This window comes from Bacteroides faecis MAJ27, assembly GCF_900106755.1.
Lineage (GTDB): Bacteria > Bacteroidota > Bacteroidia > Bacteroidales > Bacteroidaceae > Bacteroides > Bacteroides faecis.
The window spans coordinates 497,973-522,613 of sequence record NZ_FNNN01000001.1 but is presented as its reverse complement, the minus strand read 5'-3'; the positions used below and the strand labels follow the sequence as shown (position 1 = coordinate 522,613).

Sequence of the window (24,641 nt, the reverse complement as noted above, 5' to 3'; positions counted from 1 at the left end):
CTATGTGTTCTTTTTCGTTTCTTTGCACTTACGTTTATTATAAATTTAATTAGAAAGGAACCATAACATGGATGATTTTAGAAAATACGCAACCAAGCATTTAGGAATGAATGGCATGGTGCTGGACGATGTGATTAAATCGCAAGCCGGGTATTTGAATCCCTATATTCTCGAAGAGAGACAGCTGAATGTAACTCAGCTCGATGTATTCTCCCGACTGATGATGGACCGCATTATTTTTCTGGGTACACAAGTAGATGACTATACGGCAAATACGCTTCAGGCGCAGTTGCTCTATCTGGACTCTGTAGACCCGGGCAAGGATATTTCCATCTATATCAATTCTCCGGGTGGCAGTGTATATGCCGGACTGGGTATTTATGATACCATGCAGTTTATCTCAAGTGATGTTGCGACGATCTGTACAGGTATGGCAGCTTCGATGGCTGCTGTATTGCTGGTAGCTGGTGCTGAAGGTAAACGTTCGGCGTTGCCGCATTCACGCGTTATGATTCACCAGCCGATGGGAGGTGCTCAGGGACAGGCTTCGGATATTGAAATCACAGCCCGTGAGATTCAGAAATTGAAGAAAGAACTTTATACGATTATCGCCGATCATTCGCACACAGACTTCGATAAAGTATGGGCCGACTCAGACCGTGATTACTGGATGACAGCTCAGGAAGCGAAAGAATACGGTATGATTGATGAGGTATTGATTAAAAAATAAAAATGGCTGATTCAAAGACAAAGAAAAAGTGTAGCTTCTGCGGTCGGTCGGAGAATGAGGTCGGATTCCTGATTACAGGAATGAACGGCTATATCTGCGACAGCTGCGCTACTCAGGCTTATGAGATAACTCAGGAAGCACTGGGTGAAAGCAGAAAAGGCGCCGGAGCTACCAAACTCAATTTAAAAGAACTGCCCAAACCGGTAGAAATAAAGAAATTCCTCGATCAGTACGTAATTGGACAAGACGACGCGAAGCGTTTTCTTTCGGTATCGGTTTACAACCACTATAAGCGCCTTTTGCAAAAAGACAGTGGCGATGATGTAGAGATTGAAAAATCAAACATTATCATGGTGGGAAGTACCGGAACCGGAAAAACCCTCTTGGCGCGTACAATTGCCAAGTTGCTTCATGTTCCGTTTACGATTGTAGATGCTACGGTGTTGACGGAAGCCGGTTATGTGGGTGAAGATATTGAAAGCATCCTGACTCGTTTGCTTCAGGTGGCAGATTATAATGTACCGGAAGCTGAACAGGGAATTGTGTTTATTGATGAGATAGACAAGATTGCCCGTAAAGGAGATAATCCTTCCATTACCCGCGACGTAAGCGGGGAGGGAGTACAGCAGGGGTTGCTGAAATTGCTCGAAGGTTCGGTTGTGAACGTTCCCCCTCAGGGAGGCCGTAAGCATCCCGACCAGAAAATGATTCCGGTGAATACTAAAAATATTCTCTTTATCTGCGGAGGTGCTTTCGATGGCATTGAAAAGAAAATTGCCCAACGGCTGAATACACATGTGGTAGGCTATACCGCTTCACAGAAGACAGCTGTAATTGATAAGAATAATATGATGCAGTATATTGCTCCTCAGGATTTGAAGTCATTCGGACTGATTCCCGAAATTATCGGTCGTCTTCCGGTGCTGACTTATCTGAATCCGCTGGATCGTAATGCACTCCGTGCTATTCTTACCGAACCGAAAAACTCTATCATCAAACAATATATCAAATTGTTTGAAATGGATGGTATCAAGCTGACATTTGAGGATTCTGTTTTCGAATATATCGTTGACAAGGCCGTAGAATATAAGCTGGGTGCCCGTGGATTGCGTTCTATTGTGGAAACGATCATGATGGATGTCATGTTTGAAATCCCTTCAGAAAGCAAGAAAGAGTATAAGGTAACGTTGGATTATGCAAAACAACAGCTGGAAAAAGCGAATATGGCAAGGCTGCAAACTGCTTAATATCAAATAGTAAGGCTACTGGAAATGATTGTTTCTGTTTTTTCTTGAAAATATTAGTCGTATTTTGCTTGGTAATTACGAAGTTGTTTATAACTTTGTTTGGCTCTCTTGCAATAGAGGGCTTTACTTAAAGTTAAACCATGAACTGAATAAAACAACCTAAGTTAAGATGGCAGGGAAGATTAATTTAACAGATGAACTGAAAAAGTATTTCGGATTTAATAAGTTCAAGGGAAACCAGGAAGCAATCATTCAGAATTTGCTCGATGGTAAAGATACCTTTGTACTAATGCCTACCGGTGGCGGAAAATCTTTATGCTATCAGTTACCTTCGCTCTTGATGGAAGGTACGGCAATTGTTATTTCTCCGCTCATTGCGTTGATGAAGAATCAGGTGGATGCAATGCGTAATTTCAGTGAAGAGGATGGCATCGCCCATTTTATAAATTCTTCATTAAATAAAGGTGCAATAGACCAAGTCAGGTCTGACATCCTTGCCGGAAAAACAAAATTGCTATATGTGGCTCCTGAGTCGTTGACAAAGGAAGAAAATGTAGATTTTTTGCGTTCGGTGAAAATTTCGTTCTATGCGGTAGACGAAGCTCATTGTATTTCCGAATGGGGACATGACTTCCGTCCGGAGTATCGGCGGATTCGTCCGATCATTAACGAAATAGGGAAAGCTCCCTTGATTGCACTTACTGCAACAGCAACACCGAAGGTACAGCACGATATCCAGAAAAATCTGGGGATGGTGGATGCTCAGGTTTTTAAATCGTCGTTCAACCGTCCGAACCTTTATTATGAGGTACGCGCAAAGACTAATAATATTGATAAAGATATCATTAAGTTCATCAAGAATAATTCGGAAAAGTCGGGTATTATTTATTGCCTGAGCCGGAAGAAAGTAGAAGAACTTGCTGAGATTCTTCAGGCAAACGGAATCAATGCGCGTCCTTATCATGCAGGTATGGACTCTATGACGAGAACGAAGAACCAAGATGATTTCCTGATGGAAAAGGTGGAAGTGATTGTAGCTACCATCGCTTTCGGTATGGGAATTGACAAGCCGGATGTACGGTTTGTAATCCATTACGATATCCCCAAAAGTCTGGAAGGGTATTACCAGGAGACAGGACGTGCCGGCAGAGACGGCGGCGAAGGCCAGTGCCTGACTTTTTATACAAACAAAGACCTGCAGAAACTGGAAAAGTTCATGCAGGGAAAACCTGTGGCAGAACAGGAAATAGGCAAGCAGCTTCTGTTGGAAACCGCTGCTTATGCCGAATCTTCCGTGTGCCGGCGCAAGACATTGCTGCATTATTTCGGTGAAGAATATACGGAAGAAAATTGTGGAAATTGTGACAACTGTTTAAACCCTAAAAAACAAGTGGAGGCTCAAGAGTTATTGTGTGCCGTGATTGAAGCGATTATCGCGGTGAAAGAAAATTTTAAGGCAGATTATATCATAGACATACTACAAGGTAGAGAAACGTCGGAAGTACAGGCTCATTTGCACGAAGATCTGGAAGTATTCGGTTCGGGTATGGGCGAAGAAGACAAAACATGGAATGCGGTGATTCGACAAGCGTTGATTGGCGGTTACTTGAGCAAAGATGTGGAGAATTATGGTCTACTGAAGGTAACGGAAGAAGGACACAAATTCCTGAAGAAACCAAAATCATTCAAGATTACTGAAGATAATGATTTTGAAGAAACGGAAGAAGAAGTACCGGCACGTGGCGGTGGTTCTTGTGCGGTGGACCCGGCTCTTTACTCAATGCTGAAGGACTTGCGGAAGAAGCTTTCCAAGAAGCTGGAGGTTCCTCCATATGTTATTTTCCAGGATCCGTCGTTGGAAGCAATGGCTACCATCTATCCGGTGACACTGGATGAACTGCAGAATATCCCGGGCGTAGGTGCCGGAAAAGCAAAACGCTATGGTGAAGAGTTTTGTAAACTGATCAAGCGTCATTGCGAAGAGAATGAAATTGAACGTCCGGAAGATTTGCGTGTACGTACGGTTGCTAATAAATCGAAAATGAAAGTGGCTATCATTCAGGCTATTGATCGTAAAGTGGCATTGGACGATATCGCTCTTTCCAAAGGAATTGAGTTTGGTGAGCTATTGGATGAGGTGGAAGCGATCGTTTACTCCGGAACCAAACTGAATATTGATTACTTCCTGGAAGAAATTATGGATGAAGACCATATGCTCGATATCTATGATTATTTCAAGGAATCTACGACAGACAAAATTGATGATGCTCTTGATGAACTGGGTGATGAATTTACCGAAGAGGAAGTCCGACTGGTGAGAATCAAGTTCATCTCTGAAATGGCTAATTAAAAAAGCGAAAAAAATAGGCGTGCAGGTATGCTGTTTTGAATAAAAACCGTATGTTTAGATTGGGTACTGTTTGTCAGTAACTTACAAAGTTAGTTCCTCAAATTTGTACTTATCTTGCCTTGTTTGAACGACACAAAGATAGGATTAATTATGTATAAGGCATAATTTTGAGATTAGAATTTTAGTCTGCATTTAGATGTGACAATTCATATTTAGATAAAAAGCCAGCTATCATCTCGATAACTGGCTTTTAATTTTTAATCATTTATTTGCTTAGTATATCTTCATAATACTCGGCAAAGTTCTCTGCATAATTCTTAGCTTCGGGACTTCCTTTAGTTTATGTACATCTTTATCCATTATTCTGCTTATACGCTATCTACCACCTTGACATTTTCTTCCAATACAAACACATACCTCAATAATCCAGAATGTATCTTTTACATTAGATTGGACAGATTCTTATCAGTACCTTTGCTGTAGATAAATCAATTACCAACCTATTTATTTCCACACAAATATGCAAGTAGCACCAAAGAAGACTAACACAATTCATTATTTACCACAAGAGATTAGAGAAACTAGATTAACAGAGGTTACATACCTACCTATTACAAGGGAAATGTTAGAACAACTATTCTCAAATTCAGCTAAGAAGAATAAACATAACTTAGTTAAGAAGAGAAGAAGATGAACTAAAAAGGCGACATATGATAGATAGTTCAAATGCCGCCTTCTTGTATAATAGATAATTAGTTGAATCAGTTTTTAAGGGTGCAATTAATTTGTCCCCTTTTTATTCGTTCATATATTAATGCATCTATTAAATCTAAGTTTTTTGATAAAAAGATATTATTCATATAATTAATAATTATTATATTTGTAATTGAATTAGTAAAACAGAAGCGTTATGCTACCTTGTTGCAAAATGTGGGAAATTATTCAAAGGGGCAAAGATAGCATTACAGTTTCACGCTTCGATGTATTGTATTGATGTTCTTGTAGAAACTGAAGAACGGAAAATTTTGATAATATGAAAAAACTACTATCAATTACAATGTTGCTCATATCTTCAATAGTGATTTATGCGCAAGAAGACGTTACTAAATTTCTAGGTATTCCTGTGGATGGGAGTAAATCTGAAATGATTCAGAAATTAAAAGCTAAAGGTTATACAAGCAGTCAACACAATAAGGATATTCTAGTTGGTGAGTTTAATGGTACGGATGTCAATATACATATTGCCACAAACAACAATAAGGTTTGTCGAATAATGGTTTGCGATGCTAATAACATTGATGAAAGGTCTATTCAAATAAGGTTCAATAAACTTTGTGAGCAGTTTAAAAATAATTCTAAGTATCTTTCATTGGAGGAGAATCAGACTATATCCGAAGATGAAGATATTTCTTATGAAATGACTGTGCATAAGAAACGTTATGAAGCTATTTTTTATCAAAAAACAGATACTATTGCTGTTGCGAAAATGTTAATGTCAGCTCTATCGCCTAAATATACAACCGAGCAGCTTGCAAATCCAACAGAAGAATTACAATCAGAAATGGTTAAACTTTCCATAGAGTATTTAATGAAGAGACCTGTTTGGTTTATGATTTCTGATTTTCAAGGAAAATATTACATAACAATGTACTATGATAATGAATACAATAGGGCAAATGGTGAAGATTTATAATTAGATTATGAAAAAGGTATTAATATTTATTGCAGGCATTGTTACAGGTGCTATTTTAATGCTTGTTATTGCTGCACTTATTGGAAATTCGTCAAATGGAGAATCTTCAAATAATGGAATGACATTCTTTGAAAAAGAAGGGGATTGCATTAGTGAAAATAATTTTGAGGTCTTTCAGGTTCTTGATTCAGGTGACGCTTTAGCTAATGAAATTGACGAACTCTCAATATCAACAGGACTAATGGTTTTATTTTTGTGTGATGAAGGGAAATCGTATTATGACGACCAAGTTATCAAAGTTCCTGAAGGAAAATGTGCAAAGCAGATTGGGACATTCAAATACTCAACAAAGGCAGGTTTTGATAAGACTGTTCCTATTGTAAGCATACTCAATAAATAGGATAAAAAAATAAAGCGTGTATGAGGGGCATTAATTTGCACCCTTCTGTAAAAAAAAGCAGCAAATGAATGTTACTTCAAATGCTGCCTTTCTTCTTTTTGATTATATGTTATTGTTTACCTTCCCCATTTAGGATTTGTTCTTTGGTAGGATTATAGCCATTAGAATATGTTAAGAAAGTACCTTGATATGAAGTTAATGCTTGCTTTAAAGGAGTGAAATCTTTTAACTTGTAACACCCTTTTATTTTGAATTCACTACCTTCTACAGTTTCTAAATTTGTTAACGCACTAATATCAGATAATCCCCAAAAACTATCTTCAATTTCAATAGTGAAATCACCTTTTATTTGTCTCAAATTCTCCAATCCTGCAAAAGATGTAAACTTGGAAAAATCACCATAGTTAATACTCATTCGAAAACCACCAATGGATGATAAATTGTTGAAGCCTTGAAAGGATTGTATATTGCTAAAACTGGTATAAGTGCTAACACTACCAGCAGAACTCACACCTGTTCCCCATATTAATCTTCCACCAATTGTAGTCAAACTTTCGAATCCTGTGAAAGATTGCAAATTATTTCTTTCACTTCCACCAATATCAAATATCAAATCTCCTCCCACAAATGACAAATTTCTAAGAGGTTCAAAAGATTCTATACCAGAACAGTCGATTCTTAAATCCTTACCAACATAAGTAATCGCAGAAAGACCATTCAGAATTTCTTGTGCATTTATACTCCCAACTTTTGATGCCGCTACTCCAATATATAATTTTTCATCAATCCTTTTTAACTTGGGGGCATTGAGGATTGTATAGGATTTACATTCAAAACCTCCCAATTTTTCAAGATTTTCAAGAACAAGATTCATCCGATTTCTATTTCCCATATAGAAACCATTTCTCATATAGATATAACCATTTATCTGCTTTAGGGTAGGTAATTCAATTGTATTTAATTGAGCAATTTCGTACTCTGGAGCATATATTTCAAAGTTACCACCTATGCTTGCTAGATTAGTTAAATTGTTTAAAGAGGAAAGTTTCTTAAATGATATATACTTATCATTTCCTTCAGAAGAAATTTTAAAGTTCCCTCCAATAGTAGTTAATCTTTCCAACCCTTCAAATGATTCTAATTCGTTAAACGAAGTATAGTAATAAGGAGAATTTTGATATCGAAAATATCCTAATCCAATGAGTTGGAAATTGCCACCTATCTTCTTAAGATTTTCTAATCCTTTAAAGTCCTTTAGCTGTGAAAAATTACTATTTACAGTAGATTTTTCACCGTTATATGGTAATCTGTCTTTCATTATAAAATCTCCACCAATCTCTTCAAGATTATCTAGCCCATTAAAAGACTCTATTCTATTGAAATTATTCAGCGATTCAATCACAAAATCCCCTTGTATTTTTCTCAATTGATTCAGTCCATTAAAGTTCTCAATATCACAATTATTGAGTAGTAAGTCTCCATTAATTTGTGTAATTGAGTTTAAAACCTCTAAAGAGGTTATCATATCTTCTTTGTTATTATTAAAACAAAGAATATCAAGATTTCCATTTATTTGTTTATATCCTCTTTCCCCTATCTCTTGCAATTTCCGATTTCCCCGAATAGAAATATTTCCTTCATGAATGTATGATTCTTGTTCAACTGTAATAATTGATTCCGTTTCTTCATTTTCACTAATAATTTTTATTTCTCCAGTCCGCTTATCACCATTGTTTTCAGATATAAAGAAAGATAAGATATCTTCTCTAAAGCCTCTTGTTTGTGGTTGAGTTATCCATTCTTTTGCATCTCCAAGAATTTCCACTGTATAATTAGTATTGGTGGACAAGGAAACGGAGATTTCTCCACCTTTAGGATAAGTATGATATGTTTTGCTGCTAGGCGACAAGCTTGGTACACCTAATTGACTAATGAATACAGTGTCCGCTACATTACTCTGTGTATGTTTGATTGCAACTTTGGCAGAACGTTCATAAGTAGAGGTATTCTCATTTATTTTTAGATAGACTTTATGAGAAGTAAGACCTCTAGTTTGAGTAGTAGTTATATTCTCTATCCATTTACTTGCAGCACTGGGAATAGAAACATTAAAATCAATATTTGAGTTTACTTCAAATTCAATTGTATTTTCTTTTGAGTTTACTTCATATTCTTTCTTAGATATGATAATAGCATCCTTTTGCGCTTGTATAATTTTTAATGTATCTGCAAGTTTGACATTGCTCTTATCATAAAAAATGATTTCACTTTCACGACTATCATATTCTTCATTTGGACTGATTATATAATAAAGAGTGTGGCTGGACATTGATTTGGTTGAAGGTGCAATAGAAATCCAATCCACATTAGGCATTTTAACCTCAAAATTAAAATTGCTTTTTATGTCTACAGCAATAGTTTGCTCCTTATCACTTATAAAGTATTCATTTTTAGTCAACATGACAACTCCACCACTAGCTTGGTAGACGTGTACAGTCTCTGTTAGCTCACCATTTGTAATATAAATTACTCCTTCTCGTTTTTCATATTCTTCATTGGGAGATATATCAAAGGTTAACGTGCTACTTGATAAAGCTCTAGTATTACTACCTACTTGTTTTATCCACTTTTTGTCTGTTTCATTTATTGTAACAGTATAGTTGACATTGGTTTTTACCTCCAAATTAATCTTGCCACCTTTATTGTCTAACTCATATTTGTTCGCAGTCAGCAATATAGCATCCTTTTGCTTTTGAGTTACAACAATTGTTTTCTTTATATTTCCAACAGTGAGAGTTATGGTAACATTTCTATCATCATATCCTTTATTCTCAACTATATTCACAGTAAACCCACCTTCTCCTGCTTTGCCATTTGCAGGAGTAACAGTGCACCATGTCTCTCCTCCAATTGTATTAGCTACAGAAACGTTCCAGTCTCCATTACAAGTAAATTCTATATTTTCACTTCCAGATTGTGAAGTAAAAGTTAGCCCATTATCGAAATATCTTTGAGAATTTCCCAAAGGGGTAATAGTAATGACTTCATCATTTTTCTTATTGCTATCATCGTTACTACAAGCGATGATACTCATACATGAGATAATGCTCAATAAGGTTATTGGTAAAAAATGTAATGCTTTCATAATCTGTTACTCTTTATTTAAAATACATTTCTCCATTAAATTAAAGACTTCTTTTTCATTCTTGTCATCGTAAACAATTTCTCCATTTGTAAGTACACCTAATTTAAGCCTTTCAAGCTCTGCTATAAAATGAGCTAACGCTTCTGCATCACACCGTTCTGGGGAAATTATTAGTTTGAATTTCTTTTCCATGTAATCATAGTTATCTGTAATCTTCTCATTCCCTTTAAAGATAATAGTTTATTGATAAAGTGGGGAATTCACAGCAAAACACTGTCACTTTATATTAAATCATTGATTCCACTGCATTTAAGTGTTGATAAGTAATAATTGTTTTTCTTTTTGTGTCTATAGAATATTTATTATAGCCAGAGTTCCCTGCTGACTGTTATACAATACAAAAAAGCGTGGAAACTATTGAATATTACCGTTATGAGGCTCTGGACTGCCCAAGAATGAGTAATAAACAATAGCCCACGCCAGAAAAATATATAGTTCATCCCTTAAGATGAATATATAACACTGACGTGAGCGTTCTTGCCTACTATCCTCATTCTTTGAAATTGTCCAGATTTCATAACAGGATAATATATCAAACGCTCTTCGTTAACTATGTCCTTTCAGAACTATCTCCATAGAAGTCTGAAATTGCTACAAAGTTACTAAAAGCTGTTTAATTTGCAAGAACTATTGTTTATTAAAAGTTGAGAGCTGTCTCTACTCAATAATTCAGGATTGGTATGAAACTTGTCAAATCTCCATATAAGTAGAAATTCTGAATTTTCATACCAACCCAATTATCATTATCAGAAGCTAAGGCAATCATAGGTATTTAATAATTCCTCTTGCCTTAATCCCAAGTATCTCTTAGTAATTGACACACTGGAATGATTGAATAGCTCCATGAGCTTAACAAGTGCAAGCTCTGAATTATCGTTATTCATGTTGTAGACCTGTCTGCCAAAGGTCTTCCTAAGAGAATGGCAACTGAAATTGCCTATATGCAACTTGTACTTCTTCTTTATCTCCTTCAACATGACATTGATTCTCTGAACTGTGTACACTGTCCCCTTCTGACTTATCAATGCAGGAGCATTTATGCCAACTGGATTTATATGCTCATAACAATCTCTGATATGTTGCTGTAGCTGCATGTTAATCCTAATTGTCCTCTGCTTCCCTGTCTTAATCTCTGTAATGGTAAACTCTTCCGCATCTAATATCTGATTCCACCTTAAAGCGAGAATATCAGAAATTCTTAGACCTGTGAAGCAACCTAAAGCAATAAGAAGTGACATCTTATAATTATTATCCCTTGCCAATTTTCTTACTAAGTTCATTGCTTCGCTCCATTGCAGATAATCTGCTGTTGTACTTGAATATTTAAGTGACATAACGTTCTGTTTTATAGTGAAACTAATATAAGTGAATATTAATTTTGAGTTGGAATATCTAACCTACTGATTATTAGCTAAACATTCACTAATTAACAAAGTGAATATTATAAAGCAAGGACACTAAGCAAATAATGTCCTTACTTCATTCAACCTATATAAAAGGTAGGTGAGCTTCATCTAATACGCCACTGTCAACTATTCGTTGACAGAGTTCGTGTGATGCCTGATTCCTAAGGTCTGTACCATAGTCCTTACTACCAACCATGCGGATAATCTCCACAATGGTCTTTATTAATTCCTGCTGTAGTGTACGGTGATAACACCTTGTACTCTCTGCAAACCTTTGGGGATTCCAACTATAATCGTTCAAGGCTCTTTCAAGTTCTTGCGCTGCCTTGTATTCGCGACTGCCTTCTATTACCATATTCTTTAATATTTAAGAGGTTTATAAATAAAAAGAGCACCTGTATGGATGCTCTTTGTTTTTTCTGCATTTTAATGTACTACTTCACCGTAATAATCTTGTATATAGTCCAGATAATCATCAAGAAGAATACAATAGGTGAGATTGCACACGCAATAAAGTACATGATAATCCAAAATGTAACGACTACTAACGTTTGTAACATAAATCTTTGATTATTAATAAGTGATAGAATAAAGAAAGGACACCTATACTTTATTATATAGATGCCCTTTTTCTGTATTTGACAATCCTATGTATTCTCAAATACCACTAACTAAGAAACCACTGATATTTGTCATCTATTCCACGTAAAACGTTGTTAATTCCAACACTGATTTCCGTTGCATTAACTGCCCGTTGCAAATAAGTGTCCACGTAACTATTTTTGTTGGATTGGGTAAGCAAATTGTGAAAATCGAAAAGAGAAATAGCATTATCTTTCATTCCAAACGCTTCGTTGTGATAGAAGTCACGGCAAACACTGTTTATCTGGCTGTCAGTTATCAATAGTTTAGGTATTGATTTCTGATAACCAATTGGCAATGCTTGATAGCAACGACAACGACCAATGATTTGTGCAAACTGTGATTCACTAAGTGAAGTGTTGGATAAAGTTTGCATCAAATGGATTTCTTTGGCAGGATTGAAATTGTTAAACAAGTCAAGCACATTTCTATAGAGTTCACCAATATTTGAAACTTCCATAGAGAACTTAACTCCTTCTCCTGTGAGTACCTGATTACTACAAATGCGAACACGCCACCCAATAAAGCAAGAGAATTTCTCCAAACCTTTTGTTGAACGATAGAGGTTCAAGTCTGAATAGTTCCTTACTCCACCCACGCACAATTCAAGTTTCTGCCTATTTATTGTCTCATAAATAGTTGGAATGGTAAAGGCAAAAGCAAGTCTTTGATAGAATTGTGTTTTTTCACATTCCAACAGTTCAGAAGCTTTCTTGCCCAAACTTTGGGGAGTTCTGCCACGTACAATATGACTGCAACGAATATCAGGCGCATTTACTGTCTCCCCTGCATAAAAAGAACTGGCTGCATCATGCACACATGATATAAAATCCTGATGTGCGATTGTCAACTCTTGGTTTGCCCATGTAGGTACAACGCATTGAGTTGTCAATTCTTCCAATGTAACGGGATTTGTGTTAGCATCTAAAAACGATACACTTGATTTAACAACAGGCTCTTCTACTACTATAGTTGCATCTTCTGCAAATTCACCAAAGTTTCTACTAGTTCTTTGTACTGGCATAATCTGTAATGTTGATTCCATAATCTGTAATTTATTAAGTTAATATTAGAAATTCCTCTGTCTGAAAGCTAAGCAAGCCACAATCAGTATTAATAATCCAATAAAGAACTGTGGCATTAAGACTACTGGCACAATTAGAATTATTCCAAACGTCAATAAAATCTTTAAATTCTCCATACGCATAATAATAGATTAGTAAATAGTGTATTTAAGGACAAAATGAGGGCTTGACATGAAGTACTATTCATTCACTTTCCTTTGTGCATCTTTATATGTAGACATATACCAATCGTTGATAAGTCCGCACATTTCAGAAGTTCAAAAGGTTTGTGGGCTGAATGGCAATTCATGTTATCCTTTCATTTTTCCTAATAATGGGTAAGGGGGTGTTAGTAGTTACACCGCTATAGAGTGCATAATATATACCTCATGCTCACTGTCTGACTAATAAATCCATTTTATCAAAGCATAGTATCTCAATAAGATGGATTTTCTAAAATTAAAGAGAGGGGAATAATAGTAGGTATTCTATCTATATGCCCAAATAAGTACTGTGTTTTTTATTTTGATTTAGAACAGTTTGGCTTAGTTCTTTTCCAATAAATGTACTATATTTGTGTGTTAGATATTAAATGAATTCTTATTACATAAGGGAAAGCAATAAATGAAACTAACAGACAAAAGATTGTGGTGGTTTGAAGGCATAATGTTAATATGCGGTATCTTATCTTCATATTTGTATGCTTTGAATTTTGGTATATGTATTTCACAAATACCAAGCATTGTTGTATTCTATACATTAAGTTGTTTACTAGGTAGTATAATAGCTTGGAAAGTTTATAAAAATAATGGTGTTTGGAAACTGCTCTGTTACGTTTTCTTGTTCTCCACCATTATATATTGTACTATCGACATGATACTAAGGGTTGTATATCCCAATCCCTATGGAAATTTATTTATGTTATTTGCAAACGGACTTCTTTATTGGTGCTTGTGTTCCATATTTCCAATAATTATTCTTGTATTTGGGGCTAAAAGAATCTTAAGGCTATGAAACTAACTGATAAAAATATCTGGAAGTATGAGGGTATAATATTACTTTGTTGTATAATTGCGATGTTACTTCATCCTCTTTCATTCATGGAAATTACTTGGCTGATAGAGGGTTCTGTTATTCCAACCTATCTATGCTCATACTTATTGGGTAGTATTATTGCATGGTTATTTTACAAAGGTAATTCTTGGTGGAAGTTGGCTTTACTTACATTTTTCTCCATAAACATTTTGTTCACATGTTTAATGCAAATAGAAGTCTATGACTGTGGGGATGCAATGACATGGCTCATGTTTACAACAATGAATATTTTTAATACATTGCTATCTGCTGTATTAATATGTGGGTGTTGTTACTATATCCAAAAACGATATAATATATGGAATTAACGGGTAAAAGATTCTGGATATTAGGATTACAATTGATAGTTATTGTATCAATCCTGTCATGTACAACAAAGAAAATAAGCTCTCCTGTTGCTTTAGGGAATATATTTACACCTGCGTTTTTTCAAACAGAGGAATACTTATCTGTAATAGACTATTTAGGTAAGAACTTGTGTTTACAGGATGAAATGGAACGATATACATACAAAATTTGTGTAAAGATTGATAGTTTGGGATTTGTTAAACAAGCTACGTTAATAGACGTAGTTCAACATTCGCATAATGATTCTATTTTATTATATACACTACTCAATATGCCCCAATGGCAACCTGCTAAAGAAAACGGTAAGAATATTCATTCGTCTGTTAAATTTCTCTTGCACTTATCTCCAAATCACTAAAAATAAGTATGAATTGTTATTTTAGGGGATTAATAGATTAAATATTTCACTTTATCAAAGCATAAACTCCAAATAAAAAACACTTCCTCAATAAAAGGGGGGGGATGAATTTCAGGTACCTATATTCTTGGGTGGGGGATATACATAAAAAGCCCCAAACCTGATTAATGGTCTGGAGCTTTATTCTTGTCCTGTTCTGTCATATTGGTAGATTCTTATTCAAAGGTAAATATCATCTTGCCAAGTTCATAGCCACTAACAGTTTTTCCATCTATCTTCCTGCTTGCCTTCTCCACATTGTAAAGAGTACAATTCTCTATCAGGGTAGCTTTGGGGGATAACTTGATTCCCAATCTGCCAAACTCATCCTTCAATTTGCTTTTCAAATCCTTATTGCTGATAAAGCCAGGCTGATATATAGCCAAGAAAACTTTATCAACTTGTTTCTTGTCCTCTACAGCTTTTAGCATCTTCTCCCTGTTCCATCTAAGAGTATTCATTTCAGATTCCTTCAAATATCTTTTGATTAGTGGAAATTCTGGATATTCCTGTTCATAAGATTCAGAAGGGGAATCCAGATAATCTTTTAGTAATTGCTCATAACTGACAGTCATAGCCTTTGCCAGTTTTATGTTGAAATCTTTCCATTTATTCTGGTTGGTAAGCTCAAATTTCTCTGATTGCATAAAACTGTCCCTGATGCTGATTCCATCCTTGTATGTCTTCCTTAGTGCCTGCTTATAAATGAAGGATTGTTTTTTCAGATTGTTATACACCATCTTGCCATTAATGATGGAGACCAGTTCAGTGTCTAGGTTCATCCTCTTAATATAGGTCTGTCTCTCTTCCTTATCCAGCTTGCTCCATCCGCTTAGCAACTTGTCAGCTTCCTTCTCTTTGTCCTGCATCAACATCTCAAACTCTTCATCGCTCATAACATTCTTATTGGTGGAGAACAGATGGACTATTACATTCCTAAAGATGTTCTGGTATTCATCATTGATTCTGATTCTGCCTGCTATCTGTTCCATAGTAGTACTTATATCCACCAAAGTCTGTGTTCTGTATGCGTCACTGGCTACTATTATCAGCCCGTTATTGGTGAAAAGGTTGCATCCCTGAAAGCATTTCTTTGTAAAGAAATTAATCTTCTTATTGTGACTACTGACTGATTCAATCTGGTATTCGCCCAACAGTTTGTTATTTCTAATCCTGTCAGCACAACATATCTTCACATCATCTGGATTCAGTTTCAACGTATCTGCTATCTGCTTGATACTGGTCACAGAATTGATAAAAATATATAGTTCTTCCACTTTGCTGACATTGCCGTTTATGTCTGGGAGTGATATGCCTTCATCCAAAAATATCTGTATGAATCTAGCCAGTCCTTTGGTTAATTGCGTGACCTTGTATCTGATAGGGGTTATTTTCGTCACTCCATTCCATTGGACTTTGTAATGTGGAAGCTGTTTCAGGAAATCTATCTCAAAGTCAAGGTCAATTGGAGTGGCAGACAGAAAAGAATAATGCCTGAACTTCTGTATTTCTTCCATCAAGCCGTTAATTGCATCATATCTGAAATCCATGTCTTCCAAAATTAAATGGTATTCATCTACCAAGACTTTCCACCCTTCTGTACCGCTCAACCATCCAATTAATTTTGGCAGGCTGTCATAGGTCACGGCTATCTTATATGTGGTATTGTTTTTGATATATTTCCTGAACTGGTATTCTCTTACACCACCATAACATTTGAATACCTCATACCTGTTATTCTTATCTGCTGCTATGCTATCCACCAAATCCTTGAATGGGCATACGATAATATAGTTACTACTGCAATTTGCAGCCACATAAGTGCCACCTACATCTGTCTTTGTCTTGTTTACGATGCCAAAAGGAATACCATCTTTAAATCTTTCTAATTCGCCCAAATATCGGGCATTGCCACCATTAATGATTTCTTGTTTCATTGTGTTTAGATTAACTTAGATTTATAAAATTGTAATCTGTGTATTTGAAATATCTGACTTTAGATTAAGTTTAAGTAGGGTTATTTTTTTCTTCCTATATAGGGACGCTTTGAAGAAAAACTCGTCCATAAGAATAAAATAATAAGCGTATTACTACGCCTATTACTTTACCGCTGACTTAGCATAGTCAAGCAATCTAAATGTTATGTCTTGTATTATATCGTTTATGGCGGAAGCGTCTTTTAAAACTTTAGTTTAAAAGTTTTATGAAGAAAACACCTCTTATTATGTTAGCTTGGCAACAGGGTTAGAACTAAAAAATCATTCCTGTTCCTGTTTATGATGCGGTAGGTAGATTGTGTAGGTCTTGCCTTGAACCATTTTGCGCTTTTTGATGTATCGGTCAGTAGCCCAAAGTCCAATGTGCAGCCTTGTGTCCTTGATACCGTGCTCTAGTGCCACTTTACGAATGTCTGCGTAGGTCAGTTCTTTCATTTGAAGTAGATTTAGGTTTGTAGTGGTGAATCTGGGTGATGAGAAACTCGGTCATTTCTGACTTTCAATCACATTGCAAAGGTATAAAGTCCCGACCGCATCACCAAACGACAAGTCGAAATTGTGGAATATTTGAGTTGAGGATGCAATAAAGCAAAAATTCTCCCCTTAACCGTAGCTGTTCGGGGAGAATATGATGTTCAGGCTTACCAGAAGCCTTGATTTCCAAAAAAGCTTGTCAGCCCTGATTCCTTTTATCCAATAAGGCTGTAGTGATTTCTTTTATATTGGTGAATCTTTCCTTATCCAACAAGCCTATTTCCAAAGCCTTATTGATAAATTGCATAATTGCATCCTTACTGATACCAATCTTAACACACTTGATAATCATTTCTCTAAAACAGTCATGCAAGTCTGACTGCTTCCCAACAGATAACTGTTTCACATATTGTTTTGCCACATCAGAATCAGGAGTGGAAGATTGGGAGAATTTTTCTATCTCGCTTATAAGGGACGTGATTTCATTGTCATAGCTACACAGTTTCCCATTTTTCAAATGACCTACCTGTGATTGTAGTTCAACAGCCTTATTGATTTTAGATGCAAAAAATTGAGTGTCCAACAGAGTATCGAAGGTGATATTATTAGTTGCATCGTTTGTAGGCTTTGCTTCATTGAGAGAATTTGTCTCCATCTTGCCCATATTAAAAATGCCATTATTTAAACTTTTGAAAGCATTAGAGACTTTCTTTGCTTTATCTTTACTGTTTAAATGAGAATAAACTTTGTCTATCATTTTTGTATCTTCATGTCCTGTCGCTATAATAACAGTTTCCTTTGGGATGCCTTTTCTACACAATATTGTGATAAAAGTATGCCTTGCTGTATGTGTATGCAGTAATTTATAAAGAGGTTGGGTTTGTTTAATCCCGTTTTCTTCATAAGTGATAGGCTCGTCTAATCCTGCTTGTTCTGCTACTTCTTTTAAGGCTTCATTGACAATGGACTTTCTTTCTTTATAATATAATAATTCTTTATTCTCATATTTGGATATAATTTCTTTGGCTAATGGCAATAGTGGAATTATAGCTCTGGCTTTTGTCTTTTGTTGTATAATGGAGATGGTTCCTGCTTCTTCGTCCATTTCATTATCTCCATTAAAGAATTTTTGCATATCGCCAATTCGTTGCCCAACTAAACATTGTAGTATGAATAAGTCTCTGATTTCTGTGTATTTCTTTATTTGTCTTTCTGTTCCTGTGATGATATGCTTGTAGAATTTATTCAGTTGCTCTTCTGTTAATGAAACTTTTTTGTTGTCTGCTAATTCTTTGTTGGACTTATCTTTCACGAACTCAAAACTGTTTAAATTGCTGTCAGACCATTTGAAAGGAATATCCAGTCTTTTATCTGCTATCCCTAGTAAATTAAATATAGTTCCTTTGATTATGTTACGTAAAGTGTTATGAGGATGCAATGGGTTTTCTTTTATGATTTGCTTTTGGTAGCGATTGATAGTATCTAAATTCATGCTCTCCCATGTATTGGGAATTTCATTCTCTTTGAGAAAACGCTCAAACTTGTCTATGTTAGAACGATATTGTTTCTTACTGCTTTCTGCACAAGTCTTTGCTTCTATAATTTGTTTCATTATAAAAGTTGCGGGTTTCTGTAATTCTTTCTTCATCCTATCTTTATATATGTGTTGTTTTAATAGTTTCATACTTTCTCCAATCTCGTCTGGATGCATACAAAGATAATGCTTAAATTCGATGAAATATTCTTTTAGTTTTGTGATTTTCTTGTTCACTATAGTGTTATTTATATTATCTATCTCTGATAGGCGTACGCTGATATATGCTTCTTGTCTTTTTTCATTCCAGTGGTCTGGATATATCTTTACCCCTGTAGATAGTTTAACTTGTTTGTTGTTTATTCTGCATACTAAATAGAGATTGGTTGGCTTCTCGCTACGTGGTTTTCTTAAATTGAAACGAGCTTGCATCTCATTAATAAAAATCTGCCTTTCCATAATCTTGTTCTTTAAAGTTGTTCTTTAATTCGGTTCTTTGAATGTGTTCTTTTAAGGCAATTCTTTCTGATAAGTATTAATTAGCTCCCCTCATTAAATATTCTGGTGCACAGTTTGCGCATTTTGAATAAAAACCGTATATTTGCACGCAATAAATTTTTAAACGCACAGCCCTATGTCATTTATTGCTGATAAGATTGTAATGGATGGGTTAACTTACGACGACGTATTGTTGATCCCCGCTTATTCTGAAGTTTTACCGCGCACTGTCGATCTCTCGACAAAGTTTTCAAGAAACATTGAGTTAAAAATTCCTTTTGTGACGGCTGCCATGGATACGGTTACCGAAGCGAAAATGGCTATTGCCATTGCCCGTGAAGGTGGTATCGGTGTGATTCACAAGAATATGTCTATTGAGGAGCAGGCAAGACAAGTTGCCATTGTAAAGCGTGCTGAAAATGGTATGATTTACGATCCTGTTACTATTAAGAGAGGTTCTACTGTTAGCGATGCTTTGGGAATTATGGCTGAATATAAAATCGGCGGTATTCCTGTGGTGGATGATGAAGGTTATCTGGTAGGTATCGTTACCAACAGAGATTTGCGTTTCGAAAGAGACATGACCAAACATATTGATCTGGTTATGACTCCCAAAGAAAGATTGGTGACTACCAATCAGTCTACAGATTTGGAGTCTGCAGCACAGATTCTTCAGAAACATAAGATCGAGAAATTGCCGATTGTCGGAATGGATGGGAAATTGATCGGTCTTGTTACTTATAAAGATATAACAAAGGCAAAAGATAAACCGATGGCTTGTAAGGATGCCAAAGGTCGTCTGCGTGTAGCTGCAGGTGTGGGCGTTACTGCCGATACGCTGGATCGCATGCAGGCATTGGTAGATGCCGGTGCGGATGCTATCGTGATCGATACAGCTCACGGACATTCTATGTTCGTTATTGAAAAACTGAAAGAAGCAAAGAAACGCTTCCCGAATATTGATATTGTAGTAGGTAATATTGCTACCGGCGAAGCTGCGAAGGCTTTGGCGGAAGCTGGTGCTGATGCAGTGAAAGTAGGTATCGGTCCGGGTTCTATCTGTACGACTCGTGTTGTTGCAGGTGTGGGTGTTCCTCAGTTATCGGCTGTATATGATGTAGCCAAAGCACTGAAAGGTACAGGTGTTCCTTTGATTGCTGATGGTGGATTACGTTACTCCGGTGATGTGGTAAAAGCATTGGCTGCCGGTGGATATTGTGTGATGATCGGATCATTGGTTGCCGGAACTGAAGAGTCTCCGGGTGATACTATTATCTTTAACGGACGTAAGTTCAAGTCATATCGTGGTATGGGCTCATTGGAAGCGATGGAAAATGGTTCGAAGGACCGTTACTTCCAGAGCGGAACTGCCGATGTGAAGAAGTTGGTACCGGAAGGTATTGCTGCACGTGTTCCTTATAAAGGTACGCTTTATGAAGTAGTTTATCAGCTGTCCGGCGGTTTGCGTGCAGGTATGGGATATTGCGGTGCTGCTAATATTGAAAAACTGCATGATGCGAAGTTTACTCGTATCACAAATGCCGGAGTGATGGAAAGTCATCCGCATGACGTGACGATTACCAGTGAATCGCCTAACTATAGCCGTCCGGAATAATTTATATAAACGGTAAACGATTAGCGGTGAACGGTGAACAGGCTGTATGGCACATGTTCGTTGTTCACCGTTTGTCGTTTTAAACAAAGAATCAATGATGAAAAGAAGTCTGCTTTTAGGATGGATAAGTCTCTTCGGAATATGGGTTTCCGCTCAGGAAGATCCCGTAGTAATGCGGATTAACGGAAAGGAAATACCTCGTTCGGAGTTTGAATATTCCTATCGCCGTCATGTGGATGGTGAGGGTGAGAAATTGTCTCCTAAAGAATATGCGGAGCTTTTCATTCAGGCTAAGTTGAAAGTGGAAGCGTCCAGAGCGGCAGGGCTCGATACTACTTCGGCTTTTCGTAAGCAACAGGAAGCTTATCGGACAAAGTTGTTGAGGTCTTATCTGCCGGGCAGCCAGGAAATGGATGGCAATGCCCGTATTCTATATCAGAAGATGAAAGGAAATGTACGTAACGGACAAGTACAGGTACAGCAGATTTTCAAATATCTGCCTCAAACCATTACTTCCAGGCATTTGCAAGAGGAGCAAGCACGTATGGATTCTATTTATCAGGTGATACAGAATCAGCCAAGTATTGATTTTACCAGTTTGGTGGACCGGTTTTCAGATGATAAACGTTGTGTGTGGATCGAAAACTTACAGACAACTTCCGAGTTTGAGGATGTCGCTTTTTCTTTGGCGAAGGGTGAAATATCGAAACCTTTCTTTACACCGGAGGGGCTTCATATTCTGCAAGTTGCTGACCGGAAAGAAGTATCTGCGTATGAGATAGTTAGTGATAGCCTTTTGAATCGTTTACGGCGTCAGCCACTGGATAAAGGAACGGAAGCAATAGTGGAGCAATTGAAAAAAGAATACCAATATGTTCCGAATACGGAGGCTTTGGAGGAATTGCTGCAGAAAGGTGAAACAGATAGAACTTTGTTTACTGTCAATGGGCAGACATATACGGGAGAGATGTTTAAGTGGTTTGCTTCATCCCATCCCCAGGCTGTAAAACGTCAGCTGAATGGTTTTATAGCCAAATCTTTGCTGGATTACGAGAATCGGCATGTGGAAAAAAAGCATCCGGAACTTCGTTATACTTTGCAGGAGTATGCTGAAAAATGTCTGGTTGCGGAGATCACGCGTCAGAAAGTAGATTTACCGGCTGTTAACGATCGGGCAGGATTGGCTACTTATTTTAAGTTTCATTCATCGGATTACCGCTGGGAACATCCTCGGTATAAAGGAGTGGTATTGCATTGTGTGGATAAAAAGACTGCCAAACAGGCTAAAAAGCTGCTGAAGAAAGTACCGGAGAAGGAATGGGAAGACATACTTCGCAAAACTTTTAATACATCCGGTGACGAAAAAATTAAAATCGAACAGGGGATTTTTGCCGACGGAGATAATAAATATATAGATAAATTGGTCTTTAAGAAGGGTGGTTTTGAGTCTGTAATGTCGTATCCTTTTACTATTGTTGCTGGCAAAAAACAGAAGGGTCCGGATGATTACAGAGAGGTAATTGAGCAGGTGAGAAAAGATTATAGAAACTATCTTAACGCATATTGGGAGCGGGAATTGGAGGAGTCAGGTAAGGTTGAAATAAACCAAGAGGTTTTAAAAACAGTTAATAATAACTGATGTAACCGATTATTCACTATCTTCGTACCTTAAATAAGTAGATTTGAATTGACGATGCGAATATTAGTCCTCTTACTAATTACCCTTCTTTGTTGTGGAGCGTGCAAAGAGCAGTACGACCACAAAGGCAAGACTGCATTAGTGGAGGTAGATGGTAACTTTTTATATAAAGAAGATTTGATGTCTGTGCTACCGGTCGGATTGTCAAAAGATGATAGTATTCTTTTCGCCGAGCATTACATTCGTAGCTGGGCGGAGGAGATTTTGTTGTATGAAAAAGCAGCGAATAATATCCCGGATAATGTGGATGTAGATAAGCTGGTGGAGAATTACCGGAAAGCTTTGATCATGCATACTTATCAGCAGGAACTGATAAACCAGAAACTGACGAGTGATATTTCGGAGCAGGAGATTGCGGATTATTATGAGAAAAACAAGGATTTGTTTAAACTGGAATCTCCGCTGATTAAGGGACTGTTTATTAAAGTTCCGTTGACAGCACCTCAGCTGAACAATGTTCGCAGATGGTATAAGACTGAGAAACAGGACGCTGTGGAGAGCCTGGAAAAATATAGTTTGCAGAATGCGGTGAAGTATGAATACTTTTACAATAAATGGGTTCCGGTAACGGATGTGCTGGATCTGATTCCATTGAAAGAGGCGGCACCGGAAGAATACATAAACAAGCATCGGCAAGTGGAGCTGAAAGATACGGCATTTTGTTATTTCCTCAATGTGAGCGATTATCGCGGAGCAGGCGAAGAAAAACCGTATGAGTTTGCACGGTCGGAAGTGAAGGATTTACTGGTCAATCAGAAACGGGTGAACTTTATGGAACAAGTGAAGAACGACCTGTATCAGCAGGCTGTGAACAAAAAGAAGATTATATACAATTATTAAATACAAAGAATGAAGAAGTTTGTGAACTTTAGATTTATTGTTACCCTTGTCCTGGCAGTATTTGCCAACGTGGTAACTTATGCACAGGACAATGTAATTGATGAGGTAGTTTGGGTAGTAGGTGACGAAGCTATTTTGAAATCAGATGTGGAAGAGGCACGCATGGATGCCCTGTATAATGGACGCAGATTTGAAGGCGATCCTTATTGTGTAATACCCGAAGAAATCGCTGTGCAGAAATTATTCCTGCATCAGGCAAAGCTGGACAGTATCGAAGTTTCCGAAGCGGAAATCATTCAGCGCGTAGATATGATGACCAATATGTATATTCAGCAGATTGGTTCTAAAGAGAAGATGGAGGAATACTTCAATAAGACTGCCACTCAAATTCGTGAAACGTTGCGCGAAAATGCCCGGGATGGATTGACGGTACAGAAAATGCAGCAGAAACTGGTAGGAGAAATCAAGGTGACTCCGGCAGAAGTACGCCGCTATTTCAAAGATCTTCCTCAGGACAGTATCCCTTATATTCCCACTCAGGTAGAAGTGCAGATTATCACCCTGCAACCTAAAATTCCTATTGCGGAAATAGAAGACGTAAAGAGACGTTTACGTGATTATACGGATCGTGTGACAAAAGGGGAGATTGATTTCTCTACGCTGGCACGTCTGTATTCTGAAGATAAGGCTTCTGCTATCAAGGGTGGTGAACTTGATTTTATGGGACGTGGTATGCTTGACCCGGCTTATGCCAATGTAGCATTCAGTCTTCAAGACCCGAAGAAGGTTTCCAAGATTGTAGAATCGGAATTTGGTTATCATATTATTCAGCTGATCGAGAAGCGCGGTGACCGTGTGAATACCCGTCACATTCTGTTGCGCCCGAAAGTTTCTGAAAAGGAATTGACAGAGGCTTGTGCCCGTCTGGACTCTATCGGTGATGATATTCGTCAGAATAAGTTTACGTTTGATGATGCTGCTTCTGTGATTTCACAAGATAAAGATACTCGTAATAATCACGGTATTATGGTGAATACGAATGAGCGTACTGGCATCACTACTTCTAAATTCCAGATGCAGGATTTGCCGCAGGATGTTGCGAAAGTAGTGGATAAGATGAATGTGGGTGAAATATCCAAAGCCTTTACGATGATCAACGAGAAAGATGGAAAAGAAGTTTGTGCCATTGTAAAACTGAAAGCAAAGATCAACGGTCATAAAGCTACCATTGCGGAAGACTATCAGGATTTGAAGGAAATAGTGATGGATAAGCGTCGGGAAGAGATGTTGCAGAAATGGATTTTGAACAAACAGAAACATACGTATGTACGTATTGATCCGAACTGGCAGAAGTGTGACTTCAAGTATCCGGGTTGGGTAAGGAATGATTGATGTTTAAACAGCTTG

The 24,641-nt window shown here is 37.1% G+C and carries 18 protein-coding genes; 10 read left to right on the top strand and 8 right to left on the bottom strand.

What is annotated here, in order from left to right:
* The first annotated feature begins 67 nt into the window (after window positions 1-67).
* The 5 genes from clpP to BLW31_RS01695 all read left to right on the top strand — a co-directional run bounded on the left by clpP (window position 68) and on the right by BLW31_RS01695 (window position 6,420).
* Window positions 68-730, top strand: coding sequence for an ATP-dependent Clp endopeptidase proteolytic subunit ClpP (gene clpP / locus BLW31_RS01715; RefSeq protein WP_004297164.1), 663 nt, complete (start codon window positions 68-70; stop codon window positions 728-730).
* Between the two features lie 2 nt (window positions 731-732).
* Entirely contained in the window at window positions 733-1,977 is a 1,245-nt protein-coding gene (gene clpX / locus BLW31_RS01710; RefSeq protein WP_010536481.1) for an ATP-dependent Clp protease ATP-binding subunit ClpX, read from the top strand.
* Between the two features lie 169 nt (window positions 1,978-2,146).
* Window positions 2,147-4,327 carry a DNA helicase RecQ gene (recQ, locus tag BLW31_RS01705; protein ID WP_008764112.1) on the top strand — a complete coding sequence of 727 codons (2,181 nt, stop codon included), beginning with the start codon at window positions 2,147-2,149 and terminating at the stop codon, window positions 4,325-4,327.
* A gap of 1,033 nt (window positions 4,328-5,360) precedes the next feature.
* The gene (locus tag BLW31_RS01700; protein WP_010536482.1) at window positions 5,361-6,020 is read left to right on the top strand and encodes a hypothetical protein; all 660 of its coding nucleotides are present in this window, start codon (window positions 5,361-5,363) and stop codon (window positions 6,018-6,020) included.
* 7 nt (window positions 6,021-6,027) lie between these two features.
* Window positions 6,028-6,420, top strand: coding sequence for a hypothetical protein (locus tag BLW31_RS01695; RefSeq protein ID WP_010536483.1), 393 nt, complete (start codon window positions 6,028-6,030; stop codon window positions 6,418-6,420).
* Between the two features lie 109 nt (window positions 6,421-6,529).
* On the opposite strand, the gene BLW31_RS01690 is transcribed toward BLW31_RS01695, so the two are convergent.
* The 5 genes from BLW31_RS01690 to BLW31_RS01670 form a co-directional block, all read right to left on the bottom strand.
* Window positions 6,530-9,565 (bottom strand): BACON domain-containing protein, encoded by a 3,036-nt coding sequence (locus tag BLW31_RS01690; RefSeq protein ID WP_004321165.1) that lies wholly within the window; start codon window positions 9,563-9,565, stop codon window positions 6,530-6,532.
* A 6-nt stretch (window positions 9,566-9,571) separates the two neighbouring features.
* Window positions 9,572-9,757: a hypothetical protein gene (locus BLW31_RS01685; RefSeq protein ID WP_004321167.1), complete on the bottom strand. Its 186-nt coding sequence runs from the start codon at window positions 9,755-9,757 to the stop codon at window positions 9,572-9,574.
* Window positions 9,758-10,371: 614 nt separating this feature from the next.
* Entirely contained in the window at window positions 10,372-10,959 is a 588-nt protein-coding gene (locus tag BLW31_RS01680; protein WP_010536484.1) for a tyrosine-type recombinase/integrase, read from the bottom strand.
* Window positions 10,960-11,113: 154 nt separating this feature from the next.
* Window positions 11,114-11,386: a hypothetical protein gene (locus tag BLW31_RS01675; RefSeq protein ID WP_010536485.1), complete on the bottom strand. Its 273-nt coding sequence runs from the start codon at window positions 11,384-11,386 to the stop codon at window positions 11,114-11,116.
* Window positions 11,387-11,698: 312 nt separating this feature from the next.
* On the bottom strand, window positions 11,699-12,718 hold the full coding sequence (locus BLW31_RS01670; RefSeq protein ID WP_010536486.1) for a DUF3871 family protein: 1,020 nt from the start codon (window positions 12,716-12,718) through the stop codon (window positions 11,699-11,701).
* Between the two features lie 1,412 nt (window positions 12,719-14,130).
* On the opposite strand from BLW31_RS01670, the gene BLW31_RS01655 reads away from it, so the two are divergent.
* Entirely contained in the window at window positions 14,131-14,538 is a 408-nt protein-coding gene (locus tag BLW31_RS01655) for a hypothetical protein (RefSeq protein ID WP_004296535.1), read from the top strand.
* 215 nt (window positions 14,539-14,753) lie between these two features.
* On the opposite strand, the gene BLW31_RS01650 is transcribed toward BLW31_RS01655, so the two are convergent.
* The 3 genes from BLW31_RS01650 to BLW31_RS01645 all read right to left on the bottom strand — a co-directional run bounded on the left by BLW31_RS01650 (window position 14,754) and on the right by BLW31_RS01645 (window position 19,041).
* The gene (locus BLW31_RS01650) at window positions 14,754-16,514 is read right to left on the bottom strand and encodes a DEAD/DEAH box helicase family protein (protein WP_010536487.1); all 1,761 of its coding nucleotides are present in this window, start codon (window positions 16,512-16,514) and stop codon (window positions 14,754-14,756) included.
* 321 nt (window positions 16,515-16,835) lie between these two features.
* Window positions 16,836-17,009, bottom strand: a complete 174-nt coding sequence (locus BLW31_RS24290; RefSeq protein WP_004321017.1) for a hypothetical protein — start codon at window positions 17,007-17,009, stop codon at window positions 16,836-16,838.
* Between the two features lie 238 nt (window positions 17,010-17,247).
* Window positions 17,248-19,041, bottom strand: coding sequence for a site-specific integrase (locus BLW31_RS01645; RefSeq protein WP_010536488.1), 1,794 nt, complete (start codon window positions 19,039-19,041; stop codon window positions 17,248-17,250).
* A gap of 175 nt (window positions 19,042-19,216) precedes the next feature.
* Here BLW31_RS01645 and guaB point away from each other — a divergent pair, with 175 nt between their 5' ends.
* The 4 genes from guaB (at window position 19,217) to BLW31_RS01625 (ending at window position 24,626) form a co-directional block, all read left to right on the top strand.
* Window positions 19,217-20,695, top strand: a complete 1,479-nt coding sequence (gene guaB, locus BLW31_RS01640; protein ID WP_010536489.1) for an IMP dehydrogenase — start codon at window positions 19,217-19,219, stop codon at window positions 20,693-20,695.
* Between the two features lie 97 nt (window positions 20,696-20,792).
* The gene (locus BLW31_RS01635) at window positions 20,793-22,334 is read left to right on the top strand and encodes a peptidylprolyl isomerase (protein ID WP_029425271.1); all 1,542 of its coding nucleotides are present in this window, start codon (window positions 20,793-20,795) and stop codon (window positions 22,332-22,334) included.
* 54 nt (window positions 22,335-22,388) lie between these two features.
* Complete coding sequence (locus BLW31_RS01630) at window positions 22,389-23,234, top strand: peptidylprolyl isomerase (protein ID WP_029425272.1); 846 nt, start codon at window positions 22,389-22,391, stop codon at window positions 23,232-23,234.
* A gap of 9 nt (window positions 23,235-23,243) precedes the next feature.
* The gene (locus tag BLW31_RS01625) at window positions 23,244-24,626 is read left to right on the top strand and encodes a peptidylprolyl isomerase (protein WP_010536492.1); all 1,383 of its coding nucleotides are present in this window, start codon (window positions 23,244-23,246) and stop codon (window positions 24,624-24,626) included.
* The last annotated feature ends 15 nt before the right edge of the window (window positions 24,627-24,641 follow it).